The organism is Desulfohalobium retbaense DSM 5692 (genome assembly GCF_000024325.1).
GTDB classification, from domain to species: Bacteria; Desulfobacterota; Desulfovibrionia; order Desulfovibrionales; family Desulfohalobiaceae; genus Desulfohalobium; species Desulfohalobium retbaense.
This window is the reverse complement of record NC_013224.1, coordinates 1-12,396: the sequence shown is the minus strand read 5'-3', so window position 1 is coordinate 12,396 and position 12,396 is coordinate 1. Positions and strand designations below refer to the sequence as shown.

Below are 12,396 nucleotides of genomic sequence, written 5' to 3'. Positions count from 1 at the left end.
ACTACTTAAGGTGTTGGTTTGTCTGATATTTTATCTGCATTTATGGCATAGCGGATGTAGGTATTCGAGTAGGTATGTAAAGCATAGGTAAGATATTGAATATATGTCATCTTCAATTTTTTTTGAATATTTTGGGTATAATTCTTTAGTTATTGTGGTTGCGCATTTAAACATTGGTGTTTTTCTTTCTTCTTTTTTTGCATATTTTATGTGATAACCTTTGTATTTATATAAACTATCCCCGATCTCTTTTTCTGTTTTTTGAATTACTTCTTCAGGGATACCTATTTTTTTAATGGTTTTATCATCTTTAAGTGCTTGTAATTCTTGTTCCTCTCTTTCAAGCTTTTTTTCTATCAATATTTGAGAAGCTTTTTCTAGTTTTTCACTGTCAAATATTCCAAAAACCTGAATACTTATTATATAGTACAATTCTAAGAAGTAGCTATAAAATAGAGCTAAGTTATCTTTGCTGTTTTTTTCGTAAAATTTAGAAGTTGGATGTTTTTTTGTAGAGTGCAGAGCTGATGTAAAAGATACACTGTTTATTATATTTTCGCAAATGTAAGCAATGTCTTTTGCTGACAAGTTTTCATCGTTAATATCGATTCCAGTATCTTCAATATTAGAATCGATAAAACTCTTGATTTCATTTTTATAAATAGTGTTTTCATTTTTAAAAAATCTAAAAAAAGAATTCAATATACCCATTTTTGTGACCTTTTTTGAATTTTATAATTAAAAAAATGAATCGCAAAATTTTATACTACTTTTTTGGCTTTTTTCAATTTACATAAATTGGAATGTTTATATATTTTGAAATAATAAATGTAAGACAGAGCATGGAAATCTCCCGCACTGTACAGATTCAAAAATTGTATATAAAAGTCTCTTCGATGCATCGTGTGGAAATTCTCAAATCCACTACAAAAGATGTGAGGTTCATTATGGCAGCCCTTCGCACACCTGCCCATCCCCATCTCCGTCCAAGCGATGGGGGTCGCCGGGTTGATGGGCCTCAAAGAACCGCTGCGCCTGGCCTTGGGTCGAAAAATCGCTACAATCCTTGTCGCCACCAGCCTCGCTTCTACTCTGGCTGCCAGAGCGGCCACCATGCCGCCATTCCCAAGGGGGGATCGGATTTGGTTGCCCCCACATCCCCCGTTTGGCGAGCTTCGCCTTTCGTTCCAAGGTGATCCAGCGGCCACAAAAATCTTGTCCGCAATACTTGTGATAAACCCAGGCTAGGCCATTATAGAGCAATGCCGCATTTAGACTTTCCCCTGAACCGGCCAAGGCGACAAGGCCGACCACGCGACCGTAGCGGTCAACATCCATTTCTTGGACTTCCACGCGCTGCATACCGACCATCTTAGCAGTAAACCGCTTGGCTCTGGTTCCAAAATCCTGACGCTTTTCCGGACAATCGATACCATACAGGCGCACGTCGACCTCAGAATGGTCTCGTAAGACCACGATCGTATCGCCGTCTTTGATATGGACCGCCTTACCTGTCCAGGAAAAAACCAGGCCCGGGGAGAGAAGAACAATAATCCAGACAAGGACATATCTTGCCAAGGCAATCCGGGCATTAGCCGTAAAGCGCCTCATACTTGAACTCCTCGAGCATCTCCTGGGCCTCTTTGAGAGTGCTGTCCAGCACCCCAGAGAGATCGTAAAGATCCAAATCTTCTTTAGACATGGTCTGAAGCATCTTCCGGGTCCGCCGGACTTTCTGGATCGTTGACCTGCTTCAAGATACCGCTTGGTGGATCTCAAAAGGCCGGTTTAGGGATCGATGTACTTATATGGAGACAAGGGCGCCTCGCTTGGCCGGCTTTGAAGATGGAGCAACGCACAGATATACGCCAAGAAAAGATTTGAGATGTCAGGCCTCGCTTTGCCCTGAGTGGGGTTGCTGGGCCATGAATGTGGCGTGGATCTCTTCGACCTTGCGACTGAACTCCTCCTTGGTCAAAATACCTTTTCCGACCAGAAGTTGAGCCAGATTCTCGGTCTGGATTATATTCGAATAGGCAATGTCATCCAACGAGGCATGGGCGATCTACCTGAGTCCCAAATTATACACAGATTTGTATGAGGAGTCTGAAAAGACATTGCGCGTTTAAAAATTCTAAATAACAACTACCATAACCAGTAGAAAAGAAGCTGTATTAAGGAATAAGGGCGTTTTTCCTACTGGTTATGGCTTTATTGGGCAATTAAAATTTTTGAATAACCTTTGACATTTGATCATCACTGTAAATGGTTACATGCTCTAATTTAGCCTCTAATTCATTGCGTCCATTTTTAAGATCTGTGACACTAAACTTTATCTTCGCATTGACATTTCTGTCAACATTGCCGTAACTACTTTTTCTTTTTTTCAAAAAATTCTTAGCTTTGTCCTTTTCCATGTTAATATCACCAATCTTCTCTGGATTAATGAAGAATACTTTATATGCCTTAGGAAAAGACCAATTGTTGTATCTTCTTTCTACGAGATAGGAATTAGCTGAAAATGAATTAAGTGGGAACACCTGTTTATCAAAATCATAACTACCAAATTTTAATGATGTGTAAATAGTGAATTCTTCATCTAAAGAAAAAGAAGAAAACCTATCCTTCATCATTTTAATTGTTTCATTTCGTTTGTCTTGTATCTCAAACTCATCATTTTTATATCTATCCCATACATCTGACCTATAAATCTTCATGTATGAATCTACATTTGCCTCATAATCAAAATGAGGCTGCATTTTTACTGCCGCCATCATAAGATTGTCCCAGTTTAAATCATGAGCCATAGCACTGGTAGAACAAACTAGTGCACAAAGCAAAGCAAGAGAAAAAATCTTTTTCATCTCTTAATCTCCTTTAATTATATAGTTACAGGATATATATTCACCCTAAGCCATTATATGAAAGTACTTTACAATAAGATGAAGCTCTTTTTTTAAAAAAAAATCTTCATCTTAGTCTACTTACACGACTATTTGACTGACGTGATCGTCCATCCGCTGTCTTTTTTGGTCAACATTGCTGTCCCCTCTTTATCTTTAACTAGACTTTGCCTATTTCCATCTTTTTCCATTGAAGCTGAAATTATAAACTCTACCCTTTCTTTATTTTTCTCTTCACCAATTTTTTTGCGATTTGTAATTGTAAAAGAGTCAAATTGAATTGTATCCATTGCTTTCATACTCTTTTTAATAAACTCTTCTTTAGTCATATCTTGCGATTCTGGTGAAATTCTATATAAATAAGGCAATTGAGCTTTCATTTGTTTTTTTGAACTTTCAATAAATTGTGAATAAATCTGATCCTCTATTTCATCCTTACCCATCTCTCCTGATGAGCAGCCAAGAAAAACAAAAAATGCAGAAAAAATGCAAAAAAAAGCAACAAAGTTCCTAAAATGCATAAAACCTCCAAAATATAAGTTATATCGGACAACGCAGACCAGTTCCACGTTTTCCTCCATCGGATTGCCTTATTAATCGCTTCTTTAAAATTTTTACATGCCTATATTTCACAATAAAAATTCTAGGCATCACTTTTTATATTCAAGACATAAAACGTAGGTGCCCAGAAATAATTTATAAAATTAAAACACTCTCAATGTTTAAATTTAAAGTAAATCGCAAATACCGATAAATCATATATAGATAATTTTAAAAATCCCTACCAATACTTTTAATACCACACTCATAGTAGGAGAATTTTATACCCACCCACTTTTCAACTAATGCCGTTTAAATAAAAAAAACTTTTATTTTATATATTTATTTTCTTCGAAAACTGTATGTTTTTAACTAAACATATTATTTAAAACACACTTTGCTTTTTTCGAGATTTTTTTTATAGCATTTAATTTTAAATAATATTTATTTATTTTTTTTAAAAAAAACTTGACATTCATTCAGTGCATACTAAGTTCGAAAAATAAATTTCCCGTTTCGATTTTTACAGAAAACTGTGTGCCAACAGGCTAGTACAATAGCATAGTACAATCTAAAAGTCAAATTCTTTTTTTCCTTTCTAAACCTTTTTTCCAAAAAAATATTTTTTCCCAATAGGTTAAATCACATACAATTCAAATGTAAAAGATTCCCAACTCTTCTCGATTCGGCTCTTTTTTCAAATAAACCCTAAGAATACTAAATAAAATAGGGCCCATGGCACAATTTTACCATAGGCCCTTTGCTTAATCAGGCCAAGCGGATTTGGCCACTTCTGGTCCGGGTTACAGTTTTGTTGGACACTGATTTGGGACAATGGCACCACCGCCTCAAACCCAAGGAGATGTCCTTATGTCGCAACGGTCAGATCAGGAACCCATGACTAACGTGGCCTACCACGCTTTTTAAATGACAGCTTTTCCGATAGAACCAACAAAAGCCAATAGCGCTCTTCCTTTGCTCAAAATAAAAATCAGGCGGCACATGCAACAAAACCAGGGGGATATATAACAAAAATGGACTTTTGTTGCATCGAATTCTGCCCCTCTACAGGCCAGAATTTAGCTGCCTCACCCCTCACCACCGTTTCAGGTGTCATACCTCTCAGCCAAAAGAACCCTGATCTCATCAGCTATCTTCGCTCCCCGTATAGCGCAATCAGCTTTGATTTTCCGGTGAAGCGATTCAGGGATGTCGATGGTTAGGCGCTTCTTTTTCTCGGCACTTTTGTCCTCCCCGGACACCCAGGCATCTTGTCTTTTATCCCCATCAGATTTTTTCGAGGGTTTTGGTCCCAATCCTACCTTTTTGGCCATCCTATGCTCCTAGAATTTCAATAACTCGTTTGCAAATGCCTTAACCTCTGTGGCGGCATTGCTTTTTGGAGCCACCTCAGAAACGACCAGCCCAGAGGCCACGGCTTCAGCAAACACCACTCGCTGGCCCACGGTGACGTCCAATATGGACAGATCATAATTTGCCAAGGCCTCCTTCACATCTCGTCCAATCGCCGTATTTACGATTTTACGATTTATTACAAAACATGATTTTAGTTTTTCCTTATAAATAGCTCCCTCGTTGACCAGGCCCACCACCTCTTCGGCGCTCCAAATGTCATAGGGCGAGGGCTGCACTGGTATGACCACCACATCGGAGGCCATGATGACCGACCGGGCCAGGTCCGTGACCCGTGGCGCCCCATCGATCACAATATGGTCGTAATCCCCGACGAAGCCCTGAATTTCTTTGTGCACTGTGGGCCTGGGCAGTCCCACCACAGGAAACAGCGGCTCTCCTTCTCTGGCTGCGGCCCAATCCAAGGCGGATCCCTGGGGGTCTGCGTCGATCAAAAGCACCCGGCTCCCCAGTTGAGTAAGCTGGCCGGCCAACGAGACAGCCAGGGTGGTTTTCCCAACACCGCCCTTTTGATTGAGCAGTGAAATAATCATAAAGACCCCTTTCCTGGTTTTGCTGAAATACAGCTTTCAGTAAATACAGAAATGCGGTTTTGTTAAAATACGTTTTTTTTCCACGCGCGGGCGATCTGTCCAGTTTGTTCGTTAATGCGCCAAAATTTTTTAGGGTCTATATAGGGTTTGTATCGGGGTGAACTATAGGTAGAACAAGTAATGTCCCCTCCCTGAATTACCTAATTGATCGCACTAGGCGAAGGTTGGCTCTCAAGCGTAAACTCCACGACTTCGTACCCGTACTCCTGGAACATTTCGGCCCAAACATAATCCGGGTCCCCATCGCTAGGGCCGGTTTTCTTCTGTGCCTTGACCAATTGCAAAACGCCTTGTGCGTGGATTCGGACAATTTCGTCAGAACACGACACCTCGCCTTTGTTCAGTACGATATATCGGCCGTTAAATAGAAGCCGCACCATATACCACCCCTTCTAGAGCCTGTGCCCGTTTTTGCGCCTGGTGCTGCAACAGCCCCACGTGGACATCTACATAATCAAAGACCCTGGGGCGCTTGCCCGTACCAGGGCGGAGAATCCGGCCCACGATCTGGAGCAACCGCCCCCTGAAGCGCACCGGCGTAGTCAAAAACAGACTGGACAGGCCAGAGCAATCGAACCCCTCACCCAAAAGCTGGATGGTCGAACACAACACCGGCACTTTCCCGGCCTGGATAGCATTCACAATACGCTCTCGCCCCTCCTTCGGGGTTTTTCCGGTCAACACTTCGGCCCCTTGTCCTGCGTCCCGCACAAGCTCCGCCAGGGCCTCGCAGTGGGTCACCCTGTCACTGACCACCAGGGCGGTACCAGCCTGATCTTGAACTTGGGCAATCACGTCATTAACAATCTGCCGGTTTCGGTCCTCGTTCTCGGCTAGGGTGCTGACCATTGCCGGGTAGTCGTCGGCGTAGTCATATTGGAATACAGTCTCCCGGCGTATGATCTTCGGCGTCAGGACCGCCCCGATCTCTCGAAGCCGCTGCGGGTCTACCCAGTGAGTCCGATCTCCCAAGGTGAGGTAGATCAGCCGGGTCAAACCGTCCCGGCGGTAGGCCGTGGCACTCAAGCCAAGCATAAAGCGACAGTCAAACGCCTTCACGGCCTCTGTGAACATCGTGGACGGGGTGCGGTGGCACTCATCCCACGACCAGGTGCCCGAAGCTCTCAGGGAGGCTGTCCAGGCGTTTTCTGACACTGTTGACGATGCCCACGGTCACTGGTCGGACCTCTGCCTTCCCGTCCCCGATCTGCCCCACCTTATCCAGGGCAAGGAAGGCTTTGATCCGTTCCCGCCATTGGTGCAGCAGTTCCTTGTTGTGTACGAGGATCAAGGTAGGTTGCTGGCGCTCGGCAATAACGGCAAGAGCCATGACGGTCTTGCCGGATCCGGTCCCGCTCTCCAATACTCCGAAATCCCGACTTAAAACACCCTGTACAGCCTGAGCCTGGGAGTCCCGTAACTTTCCGACAAAAGAAAAGGATACCGGGTCGAGGGCGCGTCGCTGGTCGTCGATTTTCCACTGGATCCCAGCTCGTTGTAATAAAACGATGGCATGGCGGGTCCAGCCACGGGGGAATGCCACCCCACCTGGTATGTCCTCCCAAAGCTCAATCACCGGATCCAGAGCCCCGGTGTAACGCCCAAATCGTTCTGCCTGAGAATACTTGGGATTCTCCAGGGTCATTGCCTCCCGAATCCGACGAAGAATCGACTCCGGTGCCCCCCGGAGCTCAGAGTGTCTGCCAACCGTGACTGTTGCTACGGTCATATTTATTAATGATCTTTTTAAATATTTCGGGTTATACAATTAGAAAAATAAAGATATAGACAAACATAAAAAAATTACTTTGTTGTATAATAAATAGTCTTTTCCCAATATTGCCTAAGCCACGGATCCGTTGGTCCTTTGTGAGTTTTACAAGCCAAAATTTGATTTAACTCCTCTTCCGACAAATTTGCCTTCCATGCTTTAAACTGAGATTCCTTTTTCTCTTTCCCCAGTTGTTGCAGCCTATCAGCTTCTTCCTTGGCATCCAGCTCAGCTTGTTCTTCCGGGGAAATATATCCAGATGGACGACGATAATAGCCTTCTCTGGCTAGAGAACTGAACACGTAAGAACATGGATTCCCTACGGGATTACCTTCTTTGTCAGTCATCTTTCCCTGATCTAGTTCCCATTCAGCGTGATCAAGCCCCTGGATAACTTTGTCGGCTTTTTTATCCACCTTGGAAAGTCTTTGAACGATTTGCTGGACCTGGTGAGCTCCAAAACCAGATTGGTGAAGCTTTGGCCAAAAGAAAGCAATATCTTCGTCGGTGAGCTGGTTGAGACGAGCCTCACTAGAAGAGGATGAGTTGTCAGGTTGATCTTGCCCATCTCCCCCCACACCCCCCTCTTTTAGATAGATAGATTCTCTATCTATCTTAGAGGCGTTTGATACAGCCCATTCATACCGCCCATTTATGCCGCTCATTTGTACCGCTCGGTTGGGTGTCTCGCCTTCTGAATTTATTATCCAGATTTTTGCGCACCAGCCTACGTCCTTAACGAACAGCGTTCTGTAATAAATAAGCCCTTCAGCTTTAAATTTGCTTATTATTCGTCTCGTTGTGCTGTACGGAACACCAGTAATATTAGATATATATGTAAGGGTGGTCGTTTGGGAGCCAATCCGCTGAAGGTAGTCAAAAATCTTTTTTTGGTTTCTAGATCTGATGGAAGATTTGGGTTTTAGGAGGATATTTTGAGGGTCTTCAGTGGGCTCATGTGACTCCTCTGAACCGCTCATTTGTACCGCTTGGGCATACCGCTCATTAGTACCGCTCAATGATTGCGCTCGAAGCGCTCGAGTAAACGGTTCATTTGAGCTGTTTAAATGAGCGGTATGGTTGTTTTCGAGCGGTTTGTTTGGGCGGTCTACCTGAGCGGTATTAGCGAGCGCTTTGCTTGAGCGGTTGTTTTGAGCGGTATTTGTGGGCGCTTTAGGTGAGCGGTTTGTGTCACCAAGGCTATCTTTGTTAAATTCTTGTTTTGATTTGTTATTTTCTTTATTATTACTTTGTTGATCTGAATGAGTAATCGGTATGTTTGAGCGGTTTGTTTGGGCGGTATGAATGAGCGGTCCAGATGGGCTCTTGTCTTGGGCTTGGACTTTTTTATTGGAGTTCTCAGATGGAGGGGTGGTTTCAGTGGACTGTTTTGTATTGATTTCACGTACACGTTTAAATGTCTCTCGAAGCTCATCGTCCTGTCCGCTATCCCGTGCGGATAATGTGTCGTAGAGGGAGCGTCTTTTTTTCTTGGCCATGAGCTATTCCCCTTCATCACTATCGCCAAGAACCCCGCAAAGTTCTTTGGCTAGATCCCTGTAAGCTCGGGCTCCGACTGATCTCGGTGCGTGGCGGATAACTGTTTTGTTTAAGTCTTCTGCTTGGTGGAATACTGTACTCATACCAATATTTGTTTCAAATATCTGATCTTCACCAAAATTCTTTTTAAGACGCTCCAGGATGACCTTGGACATTGTGGTCCGTTTGTCAATGCTGTTTATAGCGAGCCTAAGAAAACGTAGATCTGGATTAGATACCCTGGTTGGATCATTATCGTCTTCTTGTTGTATATAGTGAACTAATTTAATAGCTTTAGTCAGACCTTCAATTGAAAATCTAGATCCGCACATGACAGGTACAATAACAAAATCTGAGGCAACTAAAGCATTTATAACAAAGAAACCTAAATTTGGTGGGCAGTCTATTAATGTATAATCAAATTTATCATTAACATATTCTTTTATATTAGCCCTTAAAATATTATAATTGTCTGGAAGGTTTGCAGACAAGTCAAATTCAAGGGCGCTCGTTTCTTCTTCATTTGCTAAGCATTTGAGGCGATCATAAGGAGTAGAGTAGATAGCTTTACCAATGTCATCATTTTCTCCGTTAAGGATATCGTAGAGTGATTCTTCGACAAATTTATTATCTACAAGTAGCGAAGATGAATTGCATTGGCTGTCTAAGTCAATAACCAGCACATTTTTCTGGCGATTGGCCAAAGCGTGTGCCAGGTTAACAGTCATAGTCGTTTTCCCGACACCGCCTTTATTGTTAACCAGCGAAATGATAGCCATCATAAACCCCTTAATATTATGTTGCAAACCTTAGGGGGGTATATGGCTTAAAATCCCTGCCTGTCAACAACTTTAAGGTGCTTTGTATGGTTCGTGGGAGTTGTCTGCTTGGGTATGTGGACACGAGTGACTCTGTTCCCTGGCGTGAACTCTTTCCCGAGTTTGAGGACAAGCCCGAATACAGCGTCATTTTGCAGGCAGCCCGGGAATCGCTCGGGTCTGACCCAGGTCGAGTTTTCCGAGAAGACAGGGATCGCTCAGAGCCATCTTTTGAGCATGGAGAATGGGAAGCTGGAGATCGGAAAGGACCAGGCCAAGCGTTTGGCTTAAATTCTGAGCCTGGATCATTGGGTCTTTCTTTAGTCCTGTTTGACCTCTCAAATATCACAACCCGGAGGTTCAGGGCTGTTTTGTCCATGGTGTTCGTCAGGAGGGAATTGGCCTCGTTTATTATGTAGTCAATATAAACTACATGGCAAAAAGGGGGTTCGCATGGTCATAGAGTTCGTCCTGGATTTTGAGTACGAGTGACGTAGCCCGTCGCCAAAGGAAAAGATAGCTGAAGCCTTTAACAGCAAGGCCTCGGTTCCCCGTGACAATGGCAGGGCTTCGGCAAAAAGCGCTTCAGAATTTTTGAGATAAAATGCACTCGACACCTATTCACCCCGATTCCTTGAGGGTGCAAAAAGGCCGATCCCACATTGACAATATACTAAAAAAAGGAATATCCAAGAATCATGGCCTGGACGGTGAAAGTAAAAAACAAAGTCAAGAAAAATCTGTTGAAACTCCCTGCCGTGGCGAGAGACAATTTTCTGGTCCTGCTGCGGGAAATGGAGGACGCCGGTCCGGTCAGAGGAAATTGGCCCAACTATTCCAAGCTGGGCCCCAACAAGCACCATTGCCACATCAAGGGCGGCCAGCCCACGTATGTGGTTGTTTGGGAAGAGGTTGGCGAAGAAATCAACCTTATCGAGGTGACTTATGCAGGTACGCACGAAAAAGCACCATACTGACACCGTGGACATCCGGATCACCGGTCCCAAGGAAAAAAAGGCTGAAGTGCTCCGGGACCTCAAAAAACATGGCTATGTAGACACGAGCGATTGTGTCCCTTGGCGTGAACTCTTCCCTGAGCTTGAGGTTGAGCCCGAATACAGCGTCATTTTGCGGGCAGCCCGGAACCGGTCGGGCCTGACTCAGGTCGAGCTTTCCGAAAAGACAGGGATCGCTCAGAGCCATCTTTCGAGCATGGAGAATGGGAAACTGGAGATCGGAAAGGACCGGGCTAAGCGTTTGGCTGAAGTGCTGAACCTGGATTACCGGATCTTTCTCTAGTTCCGCTTTGATTTTCAAAGCCCACAGCCCGGTACCTTTGGGCTCCGGGTTTTTTTGTTCCCGACATTTCGCCAAAGGTGGCTTGCCTTCGTTTGCTATGTAGTCTATATTGACTACAAGCCAAAAAGGGTGTTCCGTATGGTCATGGAGTTTGATCTTGATTTCGGCCACGAGCGGCGCAGCTTCCGGCAGGGCAGTCGGGTCTATTCAATCAATCTTGAACGCTTCTGGTGGCAAGAGCTAGAGCGGGTCACGGCAGGAGCAGAGGAAAGGCGGCGCTGGGTACTCGCCTGGATCGAGGACGCTGACATTCTCAAGGTAAACCGGGCGGCCCTGGTCCGTGCCCGTATCCATCAGCTTGTAGTCGAATATGGATACACAGCCGAACCGGAGCCCGATCCTGTGCTTGTGCGTGTCGAGCGGATTCGCCAGCTACGCAGGAAGGGCACGTCCTGGTGGGACGTAGCCGACACCCTAAACAACGAGGGTTTGCCGCCATTGTCCGGCAGCGGGCAATGGTCTGCAGAGGGAGCCCGAGCCTTTTATCGCTCAAACATTCCTAAGGAATAGTCAATGAGCAATGACCGCACCGGTCAGACCAGTAACTTTTTTTAGCCTTCAAATTTTTCAGCCAACAACGCCCGGACTTCATCGGCAATCTTCGTTCCCCGGCTGGCACAGTCGGCCTTGATTCTGCGGTGTAATGATTCGGAAATATCGATTGTCAGGCGCTTTTTCGCCTCTGCGCCCTGGTCCGCCCCGGATACCCATGCGTTTTGGCTCTGATCCGATTTCGCCTTCCTTGTGGGTCTCGGCCCCAAGCCTACCTTTTTCGCCATGATCTCCCCCTAGAGTTCCAAGACTTCGGCGGCGACCCCCTGTACCTCTGCCGCTGCGCTGCTCTTCGGATCCACCTCGGAGACGGTCAGCCCGGAGGCCACCGCCTCGGCAAAGAGCACTCGTTGACCGACCGTGCCCGCCAGAATCGGCAAATCATAGTTGGCCAGCGCTTCTTTCACGTCCCGGCCTATCGCCGTATTTACGATTTTACGATTTATTACAAAACATGATTTCAGGCGATCTTTGTAGATAGCGCCCTCGTTGACCAGGCCCACCACCTCTTCGGCGCTCCAAATGTCATAGGGCGAGGGCTGCACTGGTATGACCACCACATCGGAGGCCATGATGACCGACCGGGCCAGGTCCGTGACCCGTGGTGCCCCATCGATCACAATATGGTCGTAATCCCCGACGAAGCCCTGAATTTCTTTGTGGACCGTGGGCCTGGGCAATCCGACCACAGGAAACAATGGCTCCCCTTCTCTGGCTGCGGCCCAATCCAAGGCGGATCCCTGGGGGTCTGCGTCGATCAAAAGCACCCGGCTCCCCATCTGAGCAAGTTAGCCGGCCAGCGAGACAGCCAGGGTGGTTTTTCCGACACCGCCCTTTTGATTGAGCAGTGAAATAATCATAAAGACCCCTTTTCAGTTTTTGCTGAA

The 12,396-nt window shown here is 45.3% G+C and carries 15 protein-coding genes and 1 pseudogene; 4 read left to right on the top strand and 12 right to left on the bottom strand.

The window, feature by feature from the left end; all coding sequences use genetic code 11:
• Positions 1-30: 30 nt before the first annotated feature.
• The 10 genes from DRET_RS12600 to DRET_RS12555 all read right to left on the bottom strand — a co-directional run bounded on the left by DRET_RS12600 (position 31) and on the right by DRET_RS12555 (position 9,562).
• Positions 31-711 carry a hypothetical protein gene (locus DRET_RS12600; RefSeq protein ID WP_012813888.1) on the bottom strand — a complete coding sequence of 227 codons (681 nt, stop codon included), beginning with the start codon at positions 709-711 and terminating at the stop codon, positions 31-33.
• A 234-nt stretch (positions 712-945) separates the two neighbouring features.
• A complete protein-coding gene (locus DRET_RS12595) occupies positions 946-1,611 on the bottom strand; it encodes a thermonuclease family protein (RefSeq protein ID WP_012813886.1) in 666 nt (221 codons plus the stop codon).
• Positions 1,612-2,222: 611 nt separating this feature from the next.
• Positions 2,223-2,864, bottom strand: a complete 642-nt coding sequence (locus DRET_RS12590) for a DUF4852 domain-containing protein (RefSeq protein WP_012813884.1) — start codon at positions 2,862-2,864, stop codon at positions 2,223-2,225.
• 128 nt (positions 2,865-2,992) lie between these two features.
• Positions 2,993-3,472: a hypothetical protein gene (locus DRET_RS12585; RefSeq protein WP_012813883.1), complete on the bottom strand. Its 480-nt coding sequence runs from the start codon at positions 3,470-3,472 to the stop codon at positions 2,993-2,995.
• A 1,077-nt stretch (positions 3,473-4,549) separates the two neighbouring features.
• A complete protein-coding gene (locus tag DRET_RS12580) occupies positions 4,550-4,777 on the bottom strand; it encodes a plasmid partition protein ParG (protein ID WP_012813882.1) in 228 nt (75 codons plus the stop codon).
• A 9-nt stretch (positions 4,778-4,786) separates the two neighbouring features.
• Positions 4,787-5,410: a ParA family partition ATPase gene (gene parA / locus DRET_RS12575; protein ID WP_012813881.1), complete on the bottom strand. Its 624-nt coding sequence runs from the start codon at positions 5,408-5,410 to the stop codon at positions 4,787-4,789.
• Between the two features lie 420 nt (positions 5,411-5,830).
• The gene (locus tag DRET_RS13995; RefSeq protein WP_244147951.1) at positions 5,831-6,505 is read right to left on the bottom strand and encodes a DEAD/DEAH box helicase; all 675 of its coding nucleotides are present in this window, start codon (positions 6,503-6,505) and stop codon (positions 5,831-5,833) included.
• Between the two features lie 61 nt (positions 6,506-6,566).
• Entirely contained in the window at positions 6,567-7,115 is a 549-nt protein-coding gene (locus tag DRET_RS13990; RefSeq protein ID WP_244147950.1) for a DEAD/DEAH box helicase, read from the bottom strand.
• Positions 7,116-7,273: 158 nt separating this feature from the next.
• Complete coding sequence (locus DRET_RS13190) at positions 7,274-8,740, bottom strand: helix-turn-helix domain-containing protein (RefSeq protein WP_012813879.1); 1,467 nt, start codon at positions 8,738-8,740, stop codon at positions 7,274-7,276.
• Positions 8,741-8,743: 3 nt separating this feature from the next.
• A complete protein-coding gene (locus tag DRET_RS12555) occupies positions 8,744-9,562 on the bottom strand; it encodes a ParA family protein (RefSeq protein ID WP_012813878.1) in 819 nt (272 codons plus the stop codon).
• A 111-nt stretch (positions 9,563-9,673) separates the two neighbouring features.
• Here DRET_RS12555 and DRET_RS13540 point away from each other — a divergent pair, with 111 nt between their 5' ends.
• From DRET_RS13540 to DRET_RS12540, 4 genes are all read left to right on the top strand, one after another.
• Positions 9,674-9,889, top strand: coding sequence for a helix-turn-helix domain-containing protein (locus tag DRET_RS13540; protein WP_244147949.1), 216 nt, complete (start codon positions 9,674-9,676; stop codon positions 9,887-9,889).
• A 407-nt stretch (positions 9,890-10,296) separates the two neighbouring features.
• Positions 10,297-10,575: a hypothetical protein gene (locus DRET_RS12550; protein WP_012813876.1), complete on the top strand. Its 279-nt coding sequence runs from the start codon at positions 10,297-10,299 to the stop codon at positions 10,573-10,575.
• Positions 10,544-10,897, top strand: a complete 354-nt coding sequence (locus DRET_RS12545; RefSeq protein WP_012813875.1) for a helix-turn-helix domain-containing protein — start codon at positions 10,544-10,546, stop codon at positions 10,895-10,897. The genes DRET_RS12550 and DRET_RS12545 overlap by 32 nt, the downstream gene beginning before the upstream one ends.
• Positions 10,898-11,035: 138 nt before the next feature.
• Positions 11,036-11,467: a hypothetical protein gene (locus DRET_RS12540; RefSeq protein WP_012813874.1), complete on the top strand. Its 432-nt coding sequence runs from the start codon at positions 11,036-11,038 to the stop codon at positions 11,465-11,467.
• Between the two features lie 41 nt (positions 11,468-11,508).
• Here the strand turns inward: DRET_RS12540 and DRET_RS12535 are convergent, their stop codons facing one another.
• On the bottom strand, positions 11,509-11,736 hold the full coding sequence (locus tag DRET_RS12535) for a plasmid partition protein ParG (RefSeq protein WP_012813873.1): 228 nt from the start codon (positions 11,734-11,736) through the stop codon (positions 11,509-11,511).
• A 9-nt stretch (positions 11,737-11,745) separates the two neighbouring features.
• Positions 11,746-12,369 (bottom strand): annotated as a pseudogene (parA, locus tag DRET_RS12530) (ParA family partition ATPase).
• Between the last annotated feature and the right edge of the window lie 27 nt (positions 12,370-12,396).

Bases quoted from the DNA above. Each gene is read 5' to 3' on its own strand.
- DRET_RS12555 (WP_012813878.1), bottom strand. From the start codon at position 9,562: ATGATGGCTATCATTTCGCTGGTTAACAATAAAGGCGGTGTCGGGAAA.
- DRET_RS13995 (WP_244147951.1), bottom strand. From the start codon at position 6,505: ATGCTTGGCTTGAGTGCCACGGCCTACCGCCGGGACGGTTTGACCCGG.
- DRET_RS12590 (WP_012813884.1), bottom strand. From the start codon at position 2,864: ATGAAAAAGATTTTTTCTCTTGCTTTGCTTTGTGCACTAGTTTGTTCT.
- DRET_RS12550 (WP_012813876.1), top strand. From the start codon at position 10,297: ATGGCCTGGACGGTGAAAGTAAAAAACAAAGTCAAGAAAAATCTGTTG.
- DRET_RS12545 (WP_012813875.1), top strand. From the start codon at position 10,544: ATGCAGGTACGCACGAAAAAGCACCATACTGACACCGTGGACATCCGG.
- parA (WP_012813881.1), bottom strand. From the start codon at position 5,410: ATGATTATTTCACTGCTCAATCAAAAGGGCGGTGTTGGGAAAACCACC.
- DRET_RS12540 (WP_012813874.1), top strand. From the start codon at position 11,036: ATGGTCATGGAGTTTGATCTTGATTTCGGCCACGAGCGGCGCAGCTTC.
- DRET_RS12535 (WP_012813873.1), bottom strand. From the start codon at position 11,736: ATGGCGAAAAAGGTAGGCTTGGGGCCGAGACCCACAAGGAAGGCGAAA.
- DRET_RS13190 (WP_012813879.1), bottom strand. From the start codon at position 8,740: ATGGCCAAGAAAAAAAGACGCTCCCTCTACGACACATTATCCGCACGG.
- DRET_RS12580 (WP_012813882.1), bottom strand. From the start codon at position 4,777: ATGGCCAAAAAGGTAGGATTGGGACCAAAACCCTCGAAAAAATCTGAT.
- DRET_RS12600 (WP_012813888.1), bottom strand. From the start codon at position 711: ATGGGTATATTGAATTCTTTTTTTAGATTTTTTAAAAATGAAAACACT.
- DRET_RS13990 (WP_244147950.1), bottom strand. From the start codon at position 7,115: ATGACCCTGGAGAATCCCAAGTATTCTCAGGCAGAACGATTTGGGCGT.
- DRET_RS12595 (WP_012813886.1), bottom strand. From the start codon at position 1,611: ATGAGGCGCTTTACGGCTAATGCCCGGATTGCCTTGGCAAGATATGTC.
- DRET_RS13540 (WP_244147949.1), top strand. From the start codon at position 9,674: ATGTGGACACGAGTGACTCTGTTCCCTGGCGTGAACTCTTTCCCGAGT.